Source organism: Paenibacillus sp. M2 (assembly GCF_046713495.1).
GTDB lineage: Bacteria > Bacillota > Bacilli > Paenibacillales > Paenibacillaceae > Paenibacillus > Paenibacillus amylolyticus_B.
This window is the reverse complement of the sequence record NZ_CP169648.1, coordinates 5,578,934-5,604,936: the sequence shown is the minus strand read 5'-3', so window position 1 is coordinate 5,604,936 and position 26,003 is coordinate 5,578,934. Positions and strand designations below refer to the sequence as shown.

The following is a 26,003-nucleotide window of genomic DNA, read 5'->3' as shown; positions in this document are numbered from 1 at the left end:
GGAGAAACCATAATGTCAACAATTCTTAAACAAGATTACAGAAATGAATACCATTTTTCACCGAAAGAGAAGTGGATGAACGACCCGAACGGCATGGTGTTTTTCAATGGGGAGTATCACTTGTTCTATCAGTATCATCCGTTTGGTACGACATGGGGGCCGATGCATTGGGGGCACGCGGTAACCCGAGATCTCATCACTTGGGAGGAACTTCCTGTAGCTCTGGCACCGGATGAACATGGCATGATCTTCTCCGGCAGTGCGGTGGTGGATTGGAATAATACTTCCGGATTCTTCGAAGATGAGCCGGGGTTGGTTGCTATTTTTACACATCATTTGGAAGTACCAAATGAGCATCCTATTCAGCGTCAGAGTCTGGCGTATAGCAAAGACAATGGCAGAACCTGGACTAAATACGAGGGTAATCCAGTATTAACGCATGAGTCCTTTGTTGATTTCCGTGATCCCAAAGTGTTCTGGCATGAGCAGACCAAGGAATGGATTATGATTATCGCTTGTGGTCAAACGGTATGTCTGTACCGATCTCCCAATCTGAAGGATTGGACACTAGGAAGTGAATTTGGCGAAGGGATCGGTTCACACGATGGTGTGTGGGAATGCCCGGACCTGTTCCCGCTTGAAGTGGATGGAAGCTCAGAGCAGGTGAAATGGGTGATGCTCGTTAGCATCGGTGCAGATCCTGCTTTTATTGAAGGCTCCAGAACACAATATTTTACCGGAGATTTTGATGGAAGTACATTTGTCCCAGATGAAGCATCCCATGCGATTCGCTGGATTGATCATGGCCGGGATAACTACGCGGGAGTTAGTTGGTCTGACATTCCGGCTGAAGACGGCAGACGCTTGTTCATGGGGTGGATGAGCAACTGGATGTATGCCAATCAGACGCCAACCAATGATTATCGTGGAGCAATGACCATTGCGCGGGAGCTGTCACTGGAGACAAGAGCCGGAGAAGTAATACTGATTCAACGTCCTGCGCGTGAACTTGATCAAGCCCGTACGCCATTATTGTCCCTACAGGATGCTTCGATTCAGCAAGTGAGTGAGCAGTTGAACGCTTTGCAACTAGTGAACTATGAGATCCATGCAGAGTGGACTCCAGATCAGTCGTTCCATTTTGCCTTAAGAAGCGGAGCTGGTAACGAAACGCTCGTTGGTGTAGACGCCAACCGAGGGGAAGTATATATCGATCGTAGTGGATCGGGTATCGGCGATTTTCATGAACATTTCCTGAGCCGCCATACAGCTGAGTTAAAAGATGTAAATGCGAATCAAAGTTTGCGTATCTTTGTAGATCAATCATCTGTGGAGGTATTTGCAAATGATGGTCAGGCGGTTATCACGGATCTGATCTATCCGGATGCGGATTGCCAAGGCATCTCTGCTCATGCGGAAAATACCGATCTGGTCTTCTCTTCACTTCATATCTATGAGATATCATCAACCAAGGCTAAAGATTAATTGTAATGAAGGAAAGGAGCCCAAAACGATGCGTATTGGAGCTATAGAAGCGGGCGGAACGAAGTTTGTATGTGGTGTAGGTAATGAGCATGGACAGATTGAAGATCGGATCAGCTTTCCAACAGAACATCCAGAGACCACTCTTGCCAAGGTAATCGACTATTTCAGGGATAAAGATGTGGAAGCCATAGGGATTGGCTCCTTTGGTCCGATTGATCTGCAACCGGATAGTCCCACCTATGGTTATATTACGACCACACCTAAGCCTGGGTGGGGAAACTGTAATGTGATTGGAACCTTGAAGCATGAATTTCCGGTCCCTTTTGGATGGGATACGGATGTGAATGCTGCCGCGCTCGGTGAAGTGACGTGGGGAGCGGCGCAAGGGCTGGATAACTGTGTATATTACACGATTGGCACAGGAGTTGGTGTCGGACTTGTGGCAGGGGGCCAACGAGTACACGGATTGTTACATCCCGAGGGTGGACATATTCGCACAAGACGCCATCCAGACGATCACTTTGCCGGATTATGCCCGTATCATGGCGATTGCCTGGAGGGAATGGCAGCAGGTCCAGCCATTGAAGCTCGCTGGCAGATCCCTGGCAGTGAACTGCCGGCAGATCATCCGGCGTGGGAGATCGAATCCTTTTACATTGCGGAGTCGATTACTACGGCCATCTTGCTTCATTCGCCGCAGAAAATCATCTTGGGCGGTGGTGTGATGCAGCAAGATCATCTGTTTCCTATGATCCGGGAGCAGGTAGTGCGGAATCTCAATGGTTATGTGAATGCAGCCCCAATCACACAACATATTGACCAATATATCGTCCAGCCCGGATTGGGCCAGCATGCAGGTTTGTGTGGTGCGCTAGCATTGGGACTGGAAGCATTGCAACATGCAGCACAAGCTTCACATGTTTCCTAGTTTTCTATAATAATCTACATCCCAGAAGGGATGGCTGCGGGTTCGCTTATTTGTATAAGCAAGACTGCACCGTCCTTTTTGGGCTTTTTTATTTTTTGAGGAGTTTAATAGGTTTGAAAAAAATAGTGTATTCTAAAATCCGATGTTGCTCAAGTGAGCTGCCAAAGGTATGATTTTTAGTGTTCTACCCCTAAAGTGCGATAAGACATTCAAAAATTAACGTGTCTCTAATGGAAAGGAATTCAACAAATGAACCCAATAACAATGCGTCAAGCTGTACAGGCAGACCAAGAGCAACTCGCTGATTTGCGAGCCTTGGTACTGTACGATGATCTAACCAGGCTGGGAAGGTACGATGATGTGAAGGTGCGTGAACGTTTCCGGAATACATTCAATCCTGCCCATACACAGATTATTGAAGTGAAGGGTTTAATGGTAGGTTGTGTAGCGTTGAAGCCCAAGTCTGAGGCATATCTATTGGAACATTTCTATATACATCCCGATTATCAAGGCCAAAGAATTGGAACTCAGGTACTGAACATGCTGCTGGAACAGGATGAAGTTCAGGGGAAACGGATTATTTTAAATGTTTTGCAGGGAAGCCCTGCTCGGCGATTGTATGAACGATTTGGATTTATATTGGACAGTGAAGATGAGGTCGATGTGTTTATGTCAAAGCACCTTTGAGAGAATGAATCCTTGTTGCAAGATAGGGATATCATCTCGAAGGTGGAAACCTATTAAATATTTGTGAATACATGGCAATAGTGATTGCTTGACTCAGGAAGATTATGATAGTATCGAAGTCAGAGAATATATGGAATATTTACAAAATGTAGGACTTTTCTTGTTCCGATTCCTATACTCTTAGGCAAACGTTCGAACAGAATCTGATCACAGAAATGGTGTCACAAAAATGGATTTTCAAAGATTACATGTCTCACATGGAGGAGGAATCTTTTTTGCAAGAATATCCTGTGGCTTATGATCAGTTTGATATTCACTTCTATCAGGTCGTGGAAATGTTTTCTGAACAAAAGCTGGATGTAGGTGCGTTAGATGAGGATTTAAGAGTTCTTGGATTAAACTCCATTTCATTTATCAAACTGATCATTGCCTTGGAGAACGAATTCAATATTGAGATGGACGATGAGTATCTTGAATTGGAGAACTTCACAACATTGCAACATTTGAAAGACAGTTTGCGTAAGTGCATCAATTATGAGATTCCCAATGAGTCATAAAAGGAAAATGACGACACAAGCTCATATCAGACAATCACAGCATCGAGTTCCGTTTATTGGACTTATAACCTCAAAATCAGGAGTGATATGTGATGAAAGTTGAACTGAATGCGGAGCAATTGATGTGGCAGGAACAATTCAAGGATTTTGTAGACAGCGAGATTATTCCATATGCTAGTTTAAATGACAGCGAAGAACGAATTCACCCGGAACTCCTTGCGAAAATAACAGAGGCTGGTTATCTGGGCTCCATGTTGCCAAAAGAATATGGCGGGATGGAACTGGACAATATCACTATCGGGATTCTTAACGAAGAGGTTGGACGTGGGTGCTCCTCTGTAAGAAGTTTGTTAACCGTTCAGGGGATGGTGGGTTTAGCCATCTTGCGTTGGGGAACGGAGCAACAAAGACAGTACTGGTTGCCTGCATTAGCTACGGGAACAACTTTGGGTTCATTCGGATTGACAGAACCGAGTGTTGGAAGCGATGCCAAAAGTATTGAAACAACGGCCGTATTAGACGGAGATGAATACATACTTAACGGTCATAAAAAATGGATAACCATGGGGCAGCTCGCAGACGTATTTTTGATTCTTGCCCAATGTGAGAACAAGCCGACAGCGTTTATCGTGGAGAGAGATTCCATTGGGTTCAGCGTTGAACCTATGAGCGGGTTGCTTGGAGCGAGAGCATCGATGATTGCTGAACTGAAAATGGATTCTTGTCGTATTCCGAAGGAAAACCTCCTGGGTCAAGTCGGTACAGGGTTATCACATGTTGCTTTACCTTGTCTGGATTATGGAAGATACACGATCGCTTGTGGCTGTGTAGGTTTAGCCAAGGCATGTCTGGATGCATCGGTACATTATGCCAATTCCAGAATCCAATTCGGAAGAGCTATACGAGAGAATCAAATGATACAAAAAATGATCACTGAAATGTCAGTGAATATGAAAGCGGCACGGATGCTGTGTTACAGAGCAGGATATTTAAGAGATGTGGGTGATCCAGAGAGCATTATGGAAACTTGGACTGCCAAATACTTTGCTTCAACCATGGTGAACAAAGTTGCCAGTGATGCGGTGCAGATTCATGGTGCCAATGGTTGCCATCGAGACTATCCCGTAGAGAGATATTATCGGGATGCCCGGATCAATGAAATTATCGAAGGTACGACTCAAATGCATGAGATTTTAATCGCAACACAGGAGGTTGTAACACACCGCCGTGAAATGAGACGTTCAAATAAAGCAGAAAAAGTTAAGGATAGCGCGAATCGAAACGTTTAGATTTTGCATTGCAGGACCTAAGGAAGAGCCCTTTTTTTGCATTAGGCAGGATCATTCATTATGCTATGAAAAAAGGGCTTGATCATTAGGTTCTTTGATGTTTTACCATAATTGATTTAGGAAAGATACGGAGTTGATTAGGATTGAGACGGATTGGGCAGGGACAGACAGCGGAAATATTCAGACATGGTGAAACTTCAATTTTGAAACTTTTCAGAGAAGATTTCTCTGCGGAAGCGATTCAGCATGAGTTTGATAATACTCGAATCGTTTTGGAACTTGGAGTTAAATGCCCACAAACAATCGATATGGTGACGATCAATAATCGTAAAGGTATCATATTTGAGTTGGCCAGTGGAAGGACACTTTTGGAAGAGATGATTATTAAACCATGGTCTATTGAGCGCAGAGCAAGGCAGATGGCAGCACTTCATCATCAAATACACCAGCAATCGGGTGAACAGATTCAACAAAAGCATAAGACTGTATTAGAGAAGAATATATCAAACGCAAGCGATCTATCGGACATTGAGAAACAACAGATTATGGACTATGTACATAGTTTGCCGGAAGGCAGATCTCTATGTCATGGGGATTTCCATCCTAATAATGTGATTACAGGCAAAGAATCCTGGATCATAGACTGGATGACAGGCGCATCGGGCTGTCCAGCAGCAGATGTGGCAAGGACGCTAGTATTATTAAAATACGGAAATTTGCCCAAAGGCGCTCCATTGATGATGAAAGTTCTGCTGAAGATAATCAAAAGCAGGATGAGTAAAGCGTATATCGAGTATTACTTGTCTCTCTCGGGCATGGACATTCGCGAGATACATCGATGGGTTCTTCCCATTGCTGCAGCCAGACTAACGGAGTGGATACCACCTGAGGAAAAAAAGGATTTATTGGATTACATTCGTAATCAGCTTAAAAAATTCAACACAACTTAGATCAAGATTAGGAATGAATGTATAACACCGTACTTGTCAAAACCGTCCGAAAAACAATCAGGAGGTTAACGATAATGGATTTCCAACTACGTTCTGTTGTTTCTTATGATATGGTCGTCCGTGAAAAAAAACATCTATTTGACTTGTCTCTCAGAAGACAGATTGCCATATTTGAGGTTATGGATGCCTTGGAAATCAGTGTGTTTAGCAAAACGGTGCAGGTTAAGGCAGGGGCTGTGCTGCTGGCAAATAAAATAAGACTGCAAAACTACGATAAACCTGTTCTGAAAATGAGAGGTATTATTTTTGGATCGGATCTGCTTGAGAGACTGCCAAGCTGTCACATATTAAGTGAGAATGGTAGTAAACACTATGATCTTGCTGTAAGTCTGTTGAACCGAACGGTAGAGAGTAGAGAAGACATCGAAATAGCTGAAAGAGATTTTCTTGAAGTATACTCCAGTTACTATCAAACGAATCTGGCTAATTTGATGCGACCGGAAACGGATCGGGAGGACTCGGTCAAACGGAACTTGGTCATGATATGCAAGTATATCCAAAACAATTATGAGCAGCCAATTACTCTGCAATTTCTGGCGGATATGGTTGGTTATAATCCAGTGTATCTGTGTAATCTGTTTTCTAAGGTTTTCAATGTTTCGCCACTGAAGTACCTACAGCAGATTCGGGTGGATAAGGCACAGGAGTACGTAACCAAGACGGATCTTCCAATCTCTGAAATTACGACGAAGCTAGGGTACAGTTCTAGTACACAATTTAGTGCAATGTACAAGAAAAAAGTGGGCAAAAGTCCAACCGAACATCGCAATCAATTCAGAAGCAACAAGGGAGATTTCCCCCTATCTATTCAATCTACATAATGTATTCAATAACACAGAAAATATTGTATTTTTTTACGTAAAATGATAAATTACGATAAAAATAAGAATACGAGGAATGATAGGGCTAATGAAGAAAATTCAACTTTTTTGTTTGCCTCATGCAGGTGGATCAGCCATGATTTTTCATCGCTGGAAATCATCTTTAAGCCCTTTTATTGACGTAATACCGATCGAATTAAAAGGAAGAGGCGCTCGAGTGGGAGAACCGTTCTATGAAAGCTTTGAAGAAGCGATTGAAGATATCTACCCTGCGGTTTCCTCGCTAATTCATGGGCCTTATGCTATTTTCGGACATAGCATGGGAAGCTGGATGGCGCTCGAACTATATTACCGACTTGCACAGTCAACGAAACAATTGCCTGAACATATGATGCTTTCAGGCAATCGTGCACCCCATATTTTCAAGGATGAGAATATTCACGCATTACCAGACGAAGAGTTCAGAGAGACGATTCAGAACATGGGTGGAACGTCGGATGAGGTCTTTACTAATAAAGAGCTCTTTTCGTTATTTGCCCCTGTACTCAGAGCCGATTTCAGGATTGTCGAACTCTATCGTTTTCAACCTAAGCCTTTCAAGGTTCAGAGTGATATTACCGTGTTAACTGGCCGAAGCGACACTCGAGTGAAATCTAGCGATCTGATCGGATGGAAAAAGTATGCTGGTTCACAATGTGACATTGTTAAATTAGATGGAGGACACTTCTATATCCAGGAAAATATTCAGGAAACAACGAGAATTATAAATGAAAAACTGCAACCTTACGTAATCTAGTTGACAAGGAGTGTGTTCCAGTTATGAGCATGGATAACTTGGCTCAATTATTTAACTCCCTTGGTTCAGTCACAGGCAGAGGTATTACTTTTCTGAATGGCAGCAAAGAAGAGAAGGTTGTATCGTACCAATCCCTTCTGCAATCAGCCAAAATCCGGTTAGGAGAACTTCAGGCATTTGGGATGCAGCCGGGTAATGAATTGATCTTCCAACTGAATTCGGAAGAAGAGTTTATTGTCACCTTTTGGGCTTGCACGCTTGGAAAAATCATACCGGTTCCGATAACCGTAGGCGGAAATCAGGAGCAAAGAATGAAGCTTTACAATGTGTGGAAAACGTTGAACCATCCGTTTATTGCTGCTGATCAGGATCTCACGGAAAGTTTGGACAAGTTTGCCCGGAAGAATGGATTGGAAGAGGTTGTCCGCGAAATGCATGCCCGAATCTTTATAGTACAGGGCATCTCGAACGTACGAGAAGAACCTATTGTTGAGGGAATTGAAGCTAACATCCAGCCGGATGACATAGCCTTTATCCAATTTTCGTCAGGTTCTACAGGACAAACCAAGGGTGTAGTAATTACACACCGCAATGTCATGATAAATATACAATCTATGAATATAGCAACCCAAATCTCCTCTAATGACCGTTCTTTGAGTTGGTTACCCCTGACCCATGATATGGGTCTGATTGCGTTTCATCTTACAAGTACCTTCCAAGGTCTGCAACAATTTATTATGCCGACTTCCTTATTCATCCGTCACCCTACATTATGGTTAACCAAAACTTCTGAACACCGTGTCACCCAACTATATGCTCCAAATTTTGCTTATAAATATTTTCTGGATTCATATAATCCACTAACCTTTTCATCAACGGATTTGTCTTCGGTACGTTTTATTATGAACGGTGCTGAGCCGATATCTCCGGCACTATGTTTCAATTTTTTGGAGGCGATGAGTCCTTATGGACTGGCCTCCAATACAATGCTGACGGCGTACGGTTTGGCCGAAGCAACCGTTGGTGTTTCCTTTGGTAACGTCGGTGATTTGACTTGTTATGTACTGGACAGACGATATTTGGAGACCGGGAAATCCTTCATAGAAGTTGAACCGGGCTCGGAGCATGCTGTTTCTTTTGTCGAAGTAGGCAAGCCGGTTCAATACTGTGATGTACGAATATGTGATGATGATGATAAGCCGGTCGAGGAATTGGTGCTGGGCAGTATTCAAATTAAAGGATTGAGTGTAACAAGCGGTTATTACAACAATGCAGCAGCTACGGAAAAAGCAAGTACAGCCGATGGATGGATTCGTACTGGAGATATTGGATTTATGAATGATGGCGCAATAGTCATTACGGGCAGAACCAAGGACATTATCTTCATCAATGGTCAAAACGTATATCCGCATGATATTGAACGTGTAACGGAGGAACTGGAGCAATTTGATCTGGGGAAAGTCGCTGTATGTGGTGTCTACAATCCGCTTACAGGATCGGAAAGCGTTGTAATGTTTGTACTGTATAAAAAGGACTTGCCATCTTTTATTCCAAGAGTTGGAGAAGCAAAAGCACATATTCAACAGCGGATGGGGATTGAACTCAAGTCCGTGCTACCCATTAAGCAAATTCCTAAAACGACGAGTGGAAAATTTCAACGTTACAGGCTTCAGGAGCGGTACGAAGCAGGAGAATTTAGTGAAATGGAACAATCCATTCAGAGCATGTTAAGTCATAAGCATGAGATCAAAGAAGTACAACCAGCTCGTGATCATATCGAACAAAAGCTGATTGAGATTGTTGAATCCGTAGCGGGACTTAGGAATGTCGGAGTAACGGACAACCTGGCTGAAGCTGGATTCGATTCGCTAAAAGTAACGCAGATTCATCAGGCAATCGATGAAGCATTTCCAGGCAAAATGGCAATTTCCAGCTTGTATTCACATACCTCTATTGTCTCATGGGGGAATCTGATCAGACAAGACAGAGTGGAACTGGAGCCTGTACGGATGGATCGGAGCTTCTTCCATGCGGATCGAGGTTACGAAGCCTTGTCGTATCAATTCACTCTCCCAGCTTCATTGGTACAGGATATGCGACTGATTGCACAATCTGAAGCGATCAGTATTCATGTATTGGCATCAGCTATGTATGCTTACTTGTTACACACTTTGTCAGAAAAACCCGCTATTGATATGCACGTATCCTATGGTACAGCGAGAATGATTACACCTGTACGATTGAATTTCGATCAATACAAGACAATGAAAGAGCTCTTTCAAAATGTTCATCAACAGATCATAACCATGCCTTCGGATCGAGCGTTTCCTGTCGAGCAGATGAGCCAGATCAGAACAAGCAGCACGGAGTGGGCAATTATTCCTTTATATGGTGAACAGCATCTGTTCAAGGCATCGGACGATATACTGAACTATTACGATCTGATTATCCTAGTGTCTGACGAAGGTGATGATATTCTGCAGTGCAATTGTCGTTTTAATGGACGTAAATTAAAACAGAGCCGTGTGAAACGTCTTATTGCCAATTATGTGAGAGGACTTCAACTATTGGTACAACCGGAAATGAAATGAAATTTCATAGGGGGACGGCCATGCTTGATCAGTTGTTCGACAGAGAGCAATGGGAAGAAGATGACCAGGACACTGCTATTGAACTGGATATAACAACAGACAATAGACATGATATAGCTGTTATAGGTATCGGTGCGAAGTTGCCGACCGGAGAGTCGCTGGATGAATTTTGGAAGATGCTTGATTACGGAATTGATTGTATACGTGAATTGCCCAATCATCGAAAGGCCCAGTTGGATCAATACTTGCTTCACAAGCAAGGTTCATTGGAGCATGTACGTTATTTGAACGGAGCTTATCTGGACGAAATCGATGAATTTGATTATTCCTTCTTTCGTATGAGTGCACAGGAAGCCAAGCTGATGAGTCCGGTCCAACGATTGTTTTTGCAAACGGTATGGCGTGCGGTTGAAGATGCAGGTTATGGTGGTGACCGTTTGGCTGGAAGTTCAACAGGGGTGTACGTGGGTGTAATCGGAGATCAAGAAGGTTACAAGTACAAACAGATGGTCGAGGAATTAAGTCCGGACATGTTACCAATCGCCACCGTAGGTAATCTTTCGTCCATCATTCCTGCAAGAATTGCGTATCTACTTAATCTGACGGGGCCGGCTATGGTTGTAGACACAGCATGTTCCTCTTCGCTGGTTGCTCTGGATATGGCAGTACGTGCGTTACGTGAAGGAAGTTGTGATATGGCTATCGCTGGAGGGATCAGGCTGAATATGATTCCACTGGATAAAGAGTATTACAAAATCGGTATTGAATCCAGTGATGGGACAACAAGAACCTTTGATGAAGATGCGGATGGATCGGGAATGGGTGAGGGTGTAGTAAGTGTTGTACTAAAACCTGTGGAACAGGCATTGCGGGATCATGATCATGTGTATGCAGTCATAAAAGGCACAGCCGTGAATCAGAATGGGTATTCGGCAGGGATCACAACGCCCAATGCGGTAGCTCATGAAAAAGTACTGACGCATGCTTGGCGTGATGCTGGAATTCATCCAGAGAGTCTTTCCTATCTGGAAGCACATGGAACAGGTACGCTCATTGGGGACCCGATTGAACTGGAAGGAATCCAATCGGCTTTTCGCAGATTTACGGACAAAAAACAATTCTGTGCGATAGGATCGGTTAAGTCCAATGTGGGCCATTTGTACGACAGTGCAGGGTTAGCGGGTCTGTTGAAGGCGATTATGGCACTCAGATCCAAGCGTATTCCCTCTACACTTCATTTTAATAAGCCAAACCCAAAATTTGAATTTGATAAATCACCAGTCTATGTCAATGTCATTTCAAGAGAGTGGGAAGGAGCGGCCACTCCTCGAAGATGTGGAGTCAGTTCATTTGGGTTAAGCGGCACCAATTGCCATGTCGTACTGGAAGAAGCTCCGAACATATCAGTGGAATTGGTGCGCGATGACCATTATCCCTTTTTGATCTCAAGTGTATCATCCGGAAATCTCTCCCGTCAGGTGCAATCATATGTGAAGTGGATCAATGAGAACCCGAAGGCCGATGTGAGGGATGTATGCTGCACAGCAGCTACTGGAAGACAGCATCATGCACACCGAGCGGTGTGGGTGGTCAGTTCGTTGGATCAATTGCTGCAGCATTTAAACGCCTTTCTTGCAGAACCCAAGACCGGTAAATATGAACAAGATACATTCAGGAAAAGTAATCAGATATTCACTTCGGAAGAACTTATCACGAAGTGGCATATCGAAGGATACGATAGAGCAACCGTGCTAGAGGAGTTGTGCACACATTATCAAGGTGGAGCTCAAATCAATTGGTCAAGAATCTATCCAGATGTGACCTATAACAAGTTGAGCTTGCCCACATATTCATTTGAGGAGAGTAAGTGCTGGATCGATACTAATACCGATAATTCGGTACAGACTCAGGAAGAAGCAATGTATTATTCATTGTCATGGAAGCCTTGGAGCGAGATCGGCAAGACTAACTCATCCAGCATCCATAATGTTGAACGTGTTTTATTAATACGAGATGATACACAGCTACATGCAACCCAGTTGGTGAACCAAATTCGTGAAGCTGGAGTAGCAGTTATCGAAGTGATATTGGGAACATCTTACCTTCAACAGGATGCACAGACATATGTAATTCGGAATAACGAGAGTGATTATATCAAACTTTTGCAGGAAGTGTCCTTTGGAGGGCCCTATCGGATCGTGCATATAGCATCACTTGACCATGTAGAAACTAAGGAAAACAGGCTGGGCAAAGGTCTTATGTCTGTATGGAGACTTACCAAGGCATGCTCACACGTCATTGCAGAGCCGGTTGAGATGATTTTGGTGACAAGCTTTGCTAATGAAGTGACGGGTGACGAGAAAGTTCTGTATCCGGAGAATTCGGCGATGCTGGCTTTCGGACAGACAGTACAGCGTGAGATTCAGAATCTCGAATGCTTCTGTATAGATGTTGACCAAGATTGGGATACCTCTCAGTATATGCGTTACATTTTGGGGCCGTTGGAGAAGAAGTCTTTGGCGATTAGAAAAGGACAAGCATATCAAGCTGAATTCGCACCTGCTGATGTCTGTTCCATGCCTGATGCTGAGATGAACTGGAAAGAAGACGGCGTATATATTATTACAGGTGGACTTGGTGGTCTGGGGATGGAGATTGCTGAACGCTTACTGTCATTAGGACGTATGAATCTGGCTTTAATTGCAAGAACGCCACTGCCCAAACGTCACAATTGGGACATCATTCTAAATGCAAAAAATACTTCACCAGCTCTAAAAAGTAAGCTTCTTCGGTTGCTTGATATGGAGAAACGGGCCGGACAGATGATGTATCTTGGAGCTGATGTTGCCGATCCAGATCAGTTAAGTCATGCCATTGATCAATTAAGAAGTCGATTTGGATGTATACGTGGCATCATCCATGCAGCAGGCGTTGGGAGTACACAACAAGCTGACCAGATGACTGAGGAAGAGTTTACAGCAATGCTGGCTCCGAAAGTGAAGGGGACTCCTCTGCTGGATCAGTTAACAGCCGAAGATCAGCCAGATTTTCTAGTCATGTTCTCGTCCGTCGCTACGTTATTTGGTTCTACTGGACAGGCTGCTTATGCCGCCGCGAATGCATATCAGGATGCCTATGCCCCGATGCGGAACCGCAAAGGGATGCGTACAATAACGCTGAATTGGACTACCTGGAAAGAGGTAGGCATGGCTTCCAGAGCCGGGTTTGATTTTGACACCTTATTCAAAGCGATGCCCAAAGAGTGGGCATTGGATCGATTGTTCGAAATAATGGGAAAACAGACCGACCGTCTGCTGGTGGGGGAAATGAACTGGAATTCACCCTATTTAAACATTTTGAATAACTACCACTTTCATCTTGATGCCAACATCGGACAAAGGTTACAAAAATTGATGAGAAAACCGGAGAGTGCAAAGCAAATATCAATGAAGAAGGAATCCGCTTCTACTGTTCAGATCCGAGCGGAAGAGTATGAACTTGAATTGGAACCTTCCGTGGAGATGGACCGGACTATTGCGAATATAGTTGGACCATATTTAGGCATTAAAGAGATGAATGTACATGACAGCTTTTTCGAACTCGGTGCAGACTCTATTATGATTAAGCAGATTTTCTTGAAATTGGACAAAACTTACCCTGGAAAACTCATACTGACCGATCTGTTCGAATATCCAAGTATCTCCAGACTAACTACTTATATGAGCACCACAGAAAAGCAGAAGCCTCACCAGTCTCCTCATAAGGAAACTTTCGAAGAGGAACGGGATACAGATCTTGAGAATCTGTTCGATGAGATCGAACGTGGAGCAATGGATCTGGATGAAGCAATCATCAACCTTCAAAAGATGTAGGGGGACGTGAAGCGTGGAGAAAATTCTGAAGCTCCTGGTAGAGAGTGTCAAGGACCAGAAGATGAACAAAACAACGGCGGCTCAGATCGTGAAAATGCTAAAAGAAGGGGAAAAGAAACCCGTCAAGGATATCGCCATCATCGGTATTTCAGCCAAGTTGCCCAATATGGAAACACTGGATGACTACTGGGATAATATCCAGAGTGGTGTAGATTGTATACGTCCCATTCCCAAGACACGAAAATCGGATATGGACGCTATTCTCTCTTATATGGATATACCTGAGGGAGATATTCAATATTACGAAGCGGCATACCTGGACAATATTGACCAATTCGACCATGAATTCTTTCGTTTACCTCCCAAAGAAGCCAGTTTAACGGATGTTAATCAGCGTTTGTTTATGGAGACGGCATGGGATGCCATGGAGGATGCAGGATACGGTAACGATAAATTATCGGGCACCAATACAGGTGTCTATGTAGGTTTTTCCAACAATATCAAAGATATGTATATGCGATATATTACCGAAACGATGCAGACGAGTGCACTGTCCATCGTTGGAAATTTGGCTTCCATATTATCCAATCGAATCTCGTATCTTCTGAATCTGAAGGGACCGAGTATTGTTGTTGATACAGCGTGTTCCTCTTCGCTCGTAGCTGTCGCCATGGCATGTCAGGCCATACGGAACAAGGAATGTGATATGGCAATCGCGGGCGGTGTGAAACTTCATCTCATGACACGCGAGAATCAGAATGAGAAAATCGGGATGGAATCTCCAGACTATCGGACCAAAACATTTGATGATTCTGCAAATGGGGCGGGAATGGGCGAAGGAGTCACTGCTTTATTGCTGAAACCACTAGATGCTGCAATGCGTGATGGTGATCAGATCTATGCGGTAATTAAAGGTTTGGCCGTCAATCAGGATGGAAGTTCTGGCGGATTGACTGTACCAAATCCGTCCACTCAGGCTGAGTTGATTGTAAAAGCGTGGGAGGACGGTAACATCGATCCCGAAACGATCTCGTACTTCGAACCGCATGGGACGGGGACAGAATTGGGAGATCCCATTGAGATTAAGGGAATTCAGAACGCGTTTAAGAAATATACTTCCAAGAAACAATTTTGTGCGATTGGTTCGGTTAAAACCAATATCGGTCATCTGTACGAAGCGGCTGGAACTGCTGGCTTAATTAAAGCAATTCTGGCGCTGAAAAATAAAAAACTCCCTCCAACCTTGAACTTTGAAAAGCCAAATAGAGCGATTGACTTCAGTGGATCACCCGTTTACGTGAATACTACACTGCGAGAGTGGACCACGGATGGAACAACCCCAAGACGGTGTGGTATCAGTTCTTTTGGAATTGGGGGAACCAACTGCCATCTTGTGCTTGAGGAAGCGCCGGATCGGGCAAATGCAGAGCATAAAGCGAACACTTCTGTAACAGAGCCATCCATTCTGACGTTGTCCGCCAAGTCTGAGGAATCGCTGCGTCAGATGATCAGTAAGTATATCTATTTTCTTGAAAAAGATGAACTGCCAACATTACAAGATATATGTTATACCGCCAACACGGGAAGAGGGAAATTCCCATATCGGGTAGCAATCATAATGGACAGCAACATCGATTTGCATCAGAAACTTATCCAGCTGGAGCGTTCAAAGCAGCTATTTGGTACTTCACATGGTTCGCACATCTACACCGGTTTTCACAAGCTGGTTCAAGATGAGGAGGCAGCGGATCAGGAATTCAGAATGTCGCTCTCATCCAGGCGTGAGATGAGCGTATCGCTGGGACAAGCTCTTGGAAAATTCATGAACAGTGGGCAGCAAGACGTCAATGCGTTACATCAGGCTGCTTCATTCTATGTCTCTGGGGGCGATGCTGACTGGGAAGCGCTCTATGCGAATCAGAGTGTATTCAAGGTCAGTTTGCCATCCTACGCATTTCAGACGCACAGATGTTGGATCGACATTCCAAAACGTAACAGAAGATCAGAAAAGGTACAGGCAGAGGGCATGTTTTATCAAGCTGTATGGCAACGATATATGCCCGTATCTCGAGATTCTGTCGTCTCACAAATGAAAGGCACCGTACTTCTCTTCCGCGGAAACGATCAAGTCAATGCTGCCTTGACGGTCCGATTGGAGCGTGAGCCCGAAGCACGAGTCATTCAGGTAGCCTGGGGGGATCGTTACGAGAAGTATGATGATTCGCACTATGTGATTCGTGGCGATGAAAGTGACTACATTCAGTTATTGGATGATATGAAGGGTCAGGGGCTAACCCGTATCATTCACGGGTTTACTCTGGCAGAGAATGATTCAGATGATTATTTACAAAGCGAGGAACAATTGAAGTTAAGCCAGGACCGTGGAATTCAGAGTGCATTCTACTTGACCCGTGCCCTTCTACATCATCATATGACAGAGGGACTGCAGCTTCAATTCATATCCTCTCTAGCAAATGCAGTTACGGGTTATGAAGGTCAGGTAAGACCGGAGAATGCAACGCTTAACGGATTCGCAAAAGTCATTGAACAGGAGTATCCGGAGATATCCTGCCGATTCATTGATGTGGATTCAGATACCGATGCGGATACGATCTATGCAGAATTGAATGGCTCCCATGACCGTTTCCAAGTGGCGTATCGACATAATCAGTCATACGTAGAAGAATTGGATATTGCCAATATTCTGGAAGCCAGTCATGAGGAAGTGACTATTCGTGAGAACGGTTTATATCTTATTGCTGGTGGAACAGGCGGAATTGGTTTGCAATTCGCGAAGCATCTGGCTGATGAACGCTGCATTCGTCTGGCACTAATCAGTCGTACGGCGATGCCTGATCGCACTGTGTGGGACAAGCTTATTCAAGAAGAAGATCCAAAGATAATATCCATAGAAATGATTGAACGAATGAAAACCATTATGGAGCTTGAAGCCGGAGGATCAAGTGTTGAATTAATCAGTGCAGACATCTCCGATCTGGAGCAGATGACTCAGGTTGTGCAGAGGTTGAGAACAAAATATGGACAAATCCATGGGGTAATTAATAGCGCTGGTGTTGCCAATGATGGCTTGATTATCCGTAAGGAAGAGACTGCATTCCAAGAGGTTCTGAGACCGAAGGTTCAGGGAACCTGGGTTCTGAATCAAATAACAGCGCAGGAACCACTCGATTTCTTCGTTATGTTTTCTTCTGGCATATCCATGTTAGGAGAACCGGGACAGAGCGATTATGTTGCTGCAAACTGTTTTCTGGATAGCTTTGCGTCTTACCGCGCAAATGGATCGGGCCGAACGCTAACCATTAACTGGCCGGCCTGGAAGGAAATCGGGATGGCTGCCAGATTTGGTCTGAATGTGGATACAGCATTCAAGACGTTAGCGACTCATCAAGCGATCAGTGCTTTTGACATGGTATTGAGCCGTCGTATACGCCGAGTGTTGATCGGTGAGCCCAATTATGCGAGTGAACTCCTACCGTTGATAGAGTCATCAAGGGTTATTCAATTTTCGGAAGCCATGACAGCTCGAATTCAACAGGAACGTAATCATTTGAATTATCATAACAACCAGCTGACGAGAACTGAATATGAACAAAAGGTTGAACTGCACGGACGAGATAACGGTATATATACAACTAAGGAGAAGGAACTTGCCCAACTGGTGGGACATGTTCTCGGGTTTACCGGGTTAGATGTATACGACAACTTGTTTGAACTCGGCGTTGATTCAATATCAATGATGCGCATTATTACTGAAATACGGGTACGCTACCATGTTCACCTAAACTACCACACGTTCTTTGAAGGTATGAATCTGGCGAAGCTTGCAGTTCATCTGATTGGTGCACTCAAGGAAGCTGGTGCGATATCCGAGTATCCCCAGCAAGAGCCGGAACCGGCGACCCTGTATGAGGACTTCCCTTTGACAGAAGTACAGATGGCTTATCTGTTAGGTCGAGACGAGCGGTTTGAGATGGGGGGGACATCCACTCACTATTATCTGGAATTGGAAACCAAATTGAACATGACGCATTTCCAGACAGCATTGCAAAAAGTGATTCAGCGTCATCCAATGCTGCGAGCGGTCATATTGCCGGAGGGCATACAACGAATATTGCCACAGGTACCAGACTATCAACTGGAAATCGTTGATGTGTGCCATCTGAATGAGCAGGAAAAGTGGAAACACATTGAGGTGGAACGGGATCGAATGTCCCATCATGTGTTTGAGCCGAGCCAATGGCCGCTGTTTGAATTCAAAGCTTTTAAAATAGATGATACACGGCATTACCTATTATTTGGTTATGATCTGCTGATCTGTGACAGTGCGAGTATCCAGATCCTTGGAGAGGACCTGGTGCATTATTGCCGTGAGCCGGAAAAGGAACTTCCTGCACTCAAGTTTTCGTTCAAGGATTATATGATGGCATACGGAGAACTGAAAAAGGGTGAGATGTACGCACGTGACAAGAAGTACTGGATGGATCAGTTAGACACATTCCCTTCCGCTCCAGCACTTCCACTGAAGCAGGAGCCCAGACATATCAAGAAACCGCAATTTTCACGGCTAAGCTGGGTATTGGAACAAGATCTGTGGGAGCAACTAAAGCATAAGGCGCAGCAAAAAAATGTAACACCTTCCGCGCTTCTATGTACTGCCTTTGCTCGAGTTTTGGCCCGTTGGAGCAATCAGGATCGACTTGCCATCAATCTGGCGGCGTTCAACCGCTTTCCATTTCATGAAGAAACCAATCAAATTATCGGTGATTTTACATCCATCATGTTGCTCGAAATTAACGAACAAAAAAACAAACCTTTTTGGGAACAAGCAAGAGACGTGCAGAGTGGCATGCTCAATATGTTGGAACATCGACATTATGACGGCGTGGAATTCATTCGAGAACTGGCCCGTCATCGAGAAGCGGGTACTTCCGCCATTATGCCGATTGTGTATACCAGCACATTATTTGTGGATGCCATCGGAAGCTGGCAGCATATCGGAGATCTGAAAATGGGTATCAGTCAGACCTCCCAAGTCTACCTTGATAATCAGGTAATGGAGACTGACGGGAGACTGACCATTAACTGGGACTATATTCAGGATCTTTTTCATTACGATACACTTTCCGCCATGTTTGATGATTATACAGCGATAATTACTCATCTGTGTGAGCAAGAGAATATCGAGTTTTTACCAGAATTGCCTGAACAGGATAAGGCCATCTGGAATGCATTTAATGCAACAGCACAATCATTTCCTATATCTACACTGCATGGGTCTTTTATGGAGCAGGCGACCAAGACTCCTTACCAGACAGCATTGATTTACGGTAATCAGCAATTGACTTATCAACAGCTGGATGAACGTTCCAATCAGCTCGCTCATTACTTGACGCAACAAGGAATAACACGGGGAGACCGGGTGGGGTTGTTAGCCAAACGTGGTATGGAGACAATTGTGAATACCATCGGCATTCTCAAAGCAGGAGCGGTATACGTGCCTGTTGATCCCGATTATCCCGAAGATCGTCAGCAATACATTTTACAAAATAGTAACTGCAAAATGCTGTTATTACCCAAACTTTATACGTTTGAGGGACTGGCTGAATTGCCGGTGGAGCCACTGGAAAATAATGCAGCACCTGACGATCTTGCCTACATTATTTATACGTCTGGCAGCACGGGAACTCCAAAAGGGGTAGCTACTGCCCATGGCCCGGCAATGAATACCATTCGGGATATCAATATGAAGTTTGAAGTGACGGATCAAGATCGGATGCTTGGTATCTCTTCAATGTGCTTTGATCTGTCAGTCTATGATATTTTCGGTGCACTTGCGACGGGTGCAGCACTTGTGATCATTGCTGACCAACGTGATATTCATGACATGTACGACGCGATACAACAGCATAAAGTAACCATCTGGAATTCAGTTCCAGCCATTATGCAACTGATGGCAGATTACGTAACCGACCAAACCAATGAACAATTAAGACTCATCCTGCTCAGTGGGGACTGGATACCGAAGAAATTGCCAGAGCAAGTACATGGGCGTTTTCCTTCGGCACAGGTTATCAGCTTGGGAGGTGCGACAGAGGCATCCATTTGGTCTATCTATTATCCCATTGATACTGTCAAGTCTGATTGGAAGAGCATTCCTTATGGAAGACCACTTGCGAATCAGACATTCTATACGCTTGATTACACGGGTAGCCTGAGCCCAGTCGATGTCATTGGTGAGCTCTGCATCGGTGGAGCAGGATTGGCTGAAGGATACTTTAATGATCCGGTGAGGACCGACAATGCATTTTTTAATCATCCGGAATTGGGACGTTTATACCGCACAGGTGATTTTGGAGTCTTGCGAAGAGAAGGATACATTGAATTCCTTGGCAGACGGGATTCCCAAGTGAAAATCAGGGGGTATCGGGTTGAACTTGGAGAAATTGAAAGCCGATTATCTACAGTTCCTAGCGTGAAGCAGGCTGTCGTTATAGATAAAGTGGACATGCAAGGAACAAAGGTACTGGTAGCCTATTACTCAGCGGAGCGCAGTTATGACGAACTGGAGATGAAGCGTCTTTTGGCAAAAGCACTTCCGGATTACATGGTTCCTCAGAATTTAATCCAGTTGTCTGAATTTCCACTTACACCCAATGGAAAGATTGATCGGAAAGCGTTACCGGAGCCAACCTTTGGACAACAGTCCAGTGCACTTGCAGGAACAGAAAGCCCAACGGAGCAAAAGCTGATTGAACTCTGTGAATCGGTATTTGGTATGAATGGAATAGGAACTCACGATAGCTTTTTCCAGATGGGGATCAATTCAATTCTAATGGTGCAGCTGGTGAATCGGATTGGGCAGGAATTCAATCAACGTCTCAGCTTCAAGGAATTTATGGCCCTGAGAGATATTTATGAACTGGCGTCTTTGCTTGAGAGCTCTGTGGAAAATGAAGAGTCAGTGGGAACAATTCATTATCCTCAGCATGATCCATGCCCTGATCCTGAAGGCCGACCATTCCCGCTGACCGAGGTACAGATGGCTTATGTCGCAGGAAGAAGTCAGGCTTTTGAAATGGGGGGCACTTCGACACACGGGTACCTCGAATTCGAAACTCAACTGGAGATGACGCGCTTCAATGAAGCACTAATCAAGCTGATTGAACATCATCCTATGTTGCGGGCAATTATCCTGCCTACCGGGGAGCAACGAATCCTGCCACATGTACCGGTATATCGGATGGATATTGAAGATATCAGTAGTTTGAGTCCTGACGAGATGGAACGGGTGATCATAGCCGAAAGAGAACGTATGTCTCATCATATTTTTGAATTGGAGCAATGGCCATTATTTGAGATACGTGCGAAAAAAATATCTAAGGATACACATCTGCTGTTGTTTGGATATGATCTGCTCATTGCTGATGGGGCAAGCATACAGATCTTCAATAATGATCTACTGAAATTCTATCATCATCCCGAGATTGATCCGGAGCCTAATCCATTTACATTCCGCGATTATATTCTTGCTTACAATGAATTCCGTAAATCGAATACGTACCTGGCTGATAAACAATACTGGCGTGCCCGAGTAGAGGAGTTCCCAGCAGCACCTGCACTCCCATTGAAGACAGATCCTGCACAGATCAGTGAGCCCAAATTCAAGCGACTTAATGAAGTGTTTGAACCACAGCGTTGGGAGATATTGAAAAAGGTTGCTAATGTACACGGGCTAACACCTTCAGCGCTTCTCTGTGCAGCCTATGCCCAGATCTTATCGTACTGGAGCAATCAACAGAAGATTGCACTGAACCTGACAGTCTTCAATCGTTATCCATTCCACCCAAGCATACAGGATATCATTGGGGACTTTACTTCCATGATTTTAATTGATGTGGATATGGCTTCGGGGAATGATTTTATGGATCATGTGCGTCATGTTCAGGACAGTATACTGGAGGCGCTGGAGCACAGGCATTATGAAGGCATCGAATTCATACGTGATCTCTCCAAGCATCATCAAATGGGGAACAAGACCGTAATGCCAATTGTCTTCACAAGTATGATCTTTAATGAACGTGAGACATCGGAAGCAACTCAGGGACTAATTGGAAAGGTTCGAACTGGGGTTAGCCAAACATCGCAGGTATATCTGGATCATCAGGCTTCGGATGCGGGAGGGCAACTAACGCTAACCTGGGATTACGTGGATGACTTGTTTGACCAACAGGTGGTCGAAACGATGTTTGCGCAATATATTGCGCTGCTGGATGGCCTAATTGTGGGAGAAACGATTACCGGGCCTGACATTCCTTCAGTTGATCGCAGCATTTTGGAAAGGTATAACCAATCAGAAGAAAATATCATGCCAACAACATTGCAACATTTGTTTGACCGTATGGCTAAACATTATCCAGATCAGGACGCATTGTTGTTTGAGGATGAGCGGATGACGTATTCGGAGCTGGACCGAAGATCTGGTCAACTGGCAGGATATTTACTTGAACAGGAGATCGGGCGAGGGGATCGAGTTGGCGTTGTGGCAAGGCGCCGTATGGAGACCATTGTAAATGTAATGGCTATACTTCGCACTGGTGCGGCATATGTACCACTTGATCCGGATTATCCAGAAGATCGGCAAGCTTACATGCTTAAGAATAGTGATTGCCAAATTGTATTGGACGTGGATGCCTATGATCAGGTCTCGGCTTCAGGTTATCCTCTACTCGAAGGTGAGCCATCTGGAACACCTGATGATATTGCATATGTAATCTATACCTCGGGAAGTACGGGTAGACCGAAGGGTGTTGCCATTACTCATGAGGCTGTAACGAATACGATTCAGGATATGAACCGAAAGTTCGGTGTTCATGAGAAGGATCGCATGCTTGGCGTATCTTCCATGTGTTTCGATTTATCCGTATATGACGTGTTCGGTGCACTTTCCTCGGGTGCAGCTCTCGTAATTGTATCCGACCAAAGAGATATCCGAATGATGAAAGAGGCCGTTGATCGCCATCAGGTTACAATCTGGAATTCGGTTCCAGCAATTATGGATATGTTCATGGATCGCCTGGAATCCGATGCTGGACGAAGCTACCGTTGGGCAAGTGATGAAGAGATTCAGGCGTCAACCCAACTGGCTGTGGAGAAAGAGTCAGTAGAATCGGTATACCATTGGTCATTCTCCACACTGTGGCGAATGGATGGAAAGCATATCTACGTGGATGAGTTCAAATGCCCTGCATATGCAACAGGTATGTTCCCTGAACTGTATTTCTTGGCACAAAAGGGAATTCGGCAATCCGAGATTGCTTCTTTCTTCCCGAATGTACCTGCTAGTGAAGTGAATTCGCTCATGGAACTGCTTATTCGCAAACGTGCTTTGGTCAGCGGACTTATGGAGCCAGCAGAAATTTTCAAGAAGCAGACGCAGTTATTCCGCAATCCGTATGACGAAAAGGTGGCATACGATGCACAGGCATACGAGGCATTCAAAAAAATACAGTTGCATCGTAATTTCGGTGAGAACACCACACTTGAGGTCTCACTGGAGCGTGGTGTTGAATATCCTGATTTCATCTCCAAGCGACGTTCTCATCGTTCCTTTAAGGAGGATCAGCCTGTCACTATGAAACAGTTCTCCGATCTGATGGGAGTACTGGGTCAGTATGATCAAGGACAGGAAATTCGTTATTACTATCCTTCTGCGGGAGGACTATACCCGATAGATGTGTTTGTGTATGTGAAGGAAGGAAGAGTTGCGGGAATGGAGGCGGGCTTGTACTACTTTAGTCCAGTGGATCACACGGTACGCCTTATTCATGGGAATGAGTCATTCACTGACGAAATGCACTATTACACGAACAGGTCCATTTATCAGTCTTCAGCGTTTACTGTTTTCTTCATTTACAACGCGGAAGCAACCATGCCGAAATATGGTGCGCAAGGTTATTTATACTCCCTTATTGATACCGGAATTATGGTATCCACACTAAACAGTGTTGGAGAGATGTTGGGCATTGGAATGTGTTCGATCGGAGATATGCCTTTTGAGAAAGTAAAACCGTTATTCAATTTAAATAAAAATCAGATCTGGCTTCACACGGTGGAAGCAGGATTGAAGCCAGACGATGAAATGGCTTCTACGGAAGAATGGAGCAGCAGCAATTATATCAGACAAGGTCCAAGCGTATCGGTATCCTATGGCGAAAACCCAATGGCATCTGACCCATCCCTATTATCGGAACGTTCCGTAGCAGTCCTGGGTGCACAGACCGCTCCGCTGGCTAAGTTAAATATCCAAAGTTCTGATATAGAAAGAGCAGTAAACATTACAAACGAGGGTAACCGTCAAAACAGTCTTCGTCTTATACTGCTCAGCGGTGACTGGATACCTCTATCGTTACCGGGCAAAGTCAGAAATCTGTGTCCTGATGCAAGCATTGTGAGTCTCGGTGGTGCAACAGAGGCTAGTATTTGGTCTATATATTACCCTATTAATTCAATATCTGATGAGTGGAACAGTATCCCTTACGGGTATCCGTTGGCGAATCAAACATTCCATGTGCTCGATTATAAACTGCGTCCATGTCCGGTTGATGTTCCAGGTGAGATGTTTATCGGCGGAGTAGGTCTTGCAAATCAATATGTGAATGACTTGGATAAAACGGAGAAAGCATTCATTCAGCATCCGCTCCTTGGTCGATTGTATAGAACGGGAGACCATGGCGTCTTGCGCAAAGAGGGATACATTGAATTTTTGGGCAGAAAGGACAACCAGATCAAAATCAGGGGGCATCGCGTGGAACTTGGTGAAATTGAAGCCATATTCATTCAGCACCACGCCTTGAAGCGTGTGTATGTAATGGACAGGCAGAACGAGCAAAAGAAAAAATATCTGTGTGCCTATTATGTCTCTGATCAAGAAGTTTCCATTGCTGAATTGCGAGAGTTTCTGATATCCAGATTGCCGGAGTACATGGTGCCTTCATTCTTTATCCGGTTGGAAGCCATCCCTTTAACAGCAAATGGAAAAATCAATCGTAATGCATTACCTGAACCAACAGCTCTACACACAGCTCAGGTCCAATACAAGGCTCCTGCCAATGATATTGAAAAACAATTGGTACAGATATGGAGCGAAGTACTTGGCAATGCTCACATTGGTGTGAATCAGCATTTCTTTGAGATCGGCGGCGATTCTGTACTGATGATCAAAGCACATGCCAGACTTGATGACCAATATCCAGGAATTGTGAAAATAACCGACATGTTTAATTTGCCAACTATTTCGGATATTACCGCTTTTATCGAGAATCAGTTGGAAGAGATGGATGTAATCCATGTATCCCGCTCCCGCATTCCCTTGTCCATGGATTATTTCGTGGAAGGAGATTCAACATCAAACGAAACAGAAGAGTTGCAGTTTGCCTTATCAGCAGAACTCTATGATCGTGTGGTGAATGCTGCCAGCAGGTGGGACGTGGAGGTGGATGATATTTTATTTGCCGGCTTTGCGTACCTTCTCGCACAGACCTCCAACAGTGATCGGATGAGTGTGCATGCAGCCATTGGGCAGGCCGACTATATTCAAGTATTTGATCTGGACTTCGGCTCGTTGGAACAATTTAATGAATTATTCCAGCTTATCCATCAATCCAAGGGTCAAGATGGCAGAGAGACCTTCCACACCAAACATGTTAGTACACTCTTGCAGGAGCCCGGTACAGGAACATTACCTTTGTTCTATAACGCTGGTGCAGTTGCTTCGGGAGTGCCGGTGTCTGAACTGTACGACTTAACGTTACAAGTGGTTCATCAGGAGGACAGCCTGCACTTTGTATGTGGATTCCGTTCAATGAAATGGCGGAAGAGCAAGCTAGAGTCACTCTTGCAACTCTACTTTAAACTACTGAACCCGATACTCGAATGATCTCAAGCCGA

At 44.5% G+C, this 26,003-nt stretch carries 11 protein-coding genes; all 11 read left to right on the top strand.

Going from position 1 to position 26,003, the window contains the following annotated elements; genetic code table 11:
* The first annotated feature begins 12 nt into the window (after nucleotides 1-12).
* A complete protein-coding gene (locus ACETMN_RS25680) occupies nucleotides 13-1,485 on the top strand; it encodes a glycoside hydrolase family 32 protein (RefSeq protein WP_411735308.1) in 1,473 nt (490 codons plus the stop codon).
* A 28-nt stretch (nucleotides 1,486-1,513) separates the two neighbouring features.
* Entirely contained in the window at nucleotides 1,514-2,413 is a 900-nt protein-coding gene (locus ACETMN_RS25675; protein ID WP_411735307.1) for an ROK family protein, read from the top strand.
* A 249-nt stretch (nucleotides 2,414-2,662) separates the two neighbouring features.
* Nucleotides 2,663-3,100, top strand: coding sequence for a GNAT family N-acetyltransferase (locus ACETMN_RS25670; RefSeq protein ID WP_091020279.1), 438 nt, complete (start codon nucleotides 2,663-2,665; stop codon nucleotides 3,098-3,100).
* 275 nt (nucleotides 3,101-3,375) lie between these two features.
* Nucleotides 3,376-3,657, top strand: coding sequence for an acyl carrier protein (locus tag ACETMN_RS25665; RefSeq protein WP_165790030.1), 282 nt, complete (start codon nucleotides 3,376-3,378; stop codon nucleotides 3,655-3,657).
* A gap of 92 nt (nucleotides 3,658-3,749) precedes the next feature.
* Entirely contained in the window at nucleotides 3,750-4,946 is a 1,197-nt protein-coding gene (locus ACETMN_RS25660) for an acyl-CoA dehydrogenase family protein (RefSeq protein ID WP_047843977.1), read from the top strand.
* Nucleotides 4,947-5,089: 143 nt separating this feature from the next.
* Nucleotides 5,090-5,896: a phosphotransferase family protein gene (locus tag ACETMN_RS25655; RefSeq protein WP_411735306.1), complete on the top strand. Its 807-nt coding sequence runs from the start codon at nucleotides 5,090-5,092 to the stop codon at nucleotides 5,894-5,896.
* 74 nt (nucleotides 5,897-5,970) lie between these two features.
* Nucleotides 5,971-6,777: a helix-turn-helix domain-containing protein gene (locus ACETMN_RS25650; protein WP_181155579.1), complete on the top strand. Its 807-nt coding sequence runs from the start codon at nucleotides 5,971-5,973 to the stop codon at nucleotides 6,775-6,777.
* An 88-nt stretch (nucleotides 6,778-6,865) separates the two neighbouring features.
* Nucleotides 6,866-7,573: a thioesterase II family protein gene (locus ACETMN_RS25645; RefSeq protein WP_167483659.1), complete on the top strand. Its 708-nt coding sequence runs from the start codon at nucleotides 6,866-6,868 to the stop codon at nucleotides 7,571-7,573.
* Nucleotides 7,574-7,596: 23 nt separating this feature from the next.
* On the top strand, nucleotides 7,597-10,164 hold the full coding sequence (locus ACETMN_RS25640) for a non-ribosomal peptide synthetase (protein ID WP_411735305.1): 2,568 nt from the start codon (nucleotides 7,597-7,599) through the stop codon (nucleotides 10,162-10,164).
* On the top strand, nucleotides 10,161-14,036 hold the full coding sequence (locus tag ACETMN_RS25635) for an SDR family NAD(P)-dependent oxidoreductase (RefSeq protein WP_411735304.1): 3,876 nt from the start codon (nucleotides 10,161-10,163) through the stop codon (nucleotides 14,034-14,036). The genes ACETMN_RS25640 and ACETMN_RS25635 overlap by 4 nt, the downstream gene beginning before the upstream one ends.
* Before the next feature lie 13 nt (nucleotides 14,037-14,049).
* Nucleotides 14,050-25,992: an amino acid adenylation domain-containing protein gene (locus tag ACETMN_RS25630; RefSeq protein WP_411735303.1), complete on the top strand. Its 11,943-nt coding sequence runs from the start codon at nucleotides 14,050-14,052 to the stop codon at nucleotides 25,990-25,992.
* The last annotated feature ends 11 nt before the right edge of the window (nucleotides 25,993-26,003 follow it).

Coding starts and splice junctions, on each gene's coding strand:
- ACETMN_RS25680 (WP_411735308.1), top strand. CDS start 13: ATGTCAACAATTCTTAAACAAGATTACAGAAATGAATACCATTTTTCA.
- ACETMN_RS25675 (WP_411735307.1), top strand. CDS start 1,514: ATGCGTATTGGAGCTATAGAAGCGGGCGGAACGAAGTTTGTATGTGGT.
- ACETMN_RS25670 (WP_091020279.1), top strand. CDS start 2,663: ATGAACCCAATAACAATGCGTCAAGCTGTACAGGCAGACCAAGAGCAA.
- ACETMN_RS25660 (WP_047843977.1), top strand. CDS start 3,750: ATGAAAGTTGAACTGAATGCGGAGCAATTGATGTGGCAGGAACAATTC.
- ACETMN_RS25650 (WP_181155579.1), top strand. CDS start 5,971: ATGGATTTCCAACTACGTTCTGTTGTTTCTTATGATATGGTCGTCCGT.
- ACETMN_RS25645 (WP_167483659.1), top strand. CDS start 6,866: ATGAAGAAAATTCAACTTTTTTGTTTGCCTCATGCAGGTGGATCAGCC.
- ACETMN_RS25640 (WP_411735305.1), top strand. CDS start 7,597: ATGAGCATGGATAACTTGGCTCAATTATTTAACTCCCTTGGTTCAGTC.
- ACETMN_RS25635 (WP_411735304.1), top strand. CDS start 10,161: ATGAAATTTCATAGGGGGACGGCCATGCTTGATCAGTTGTTCGACAGA.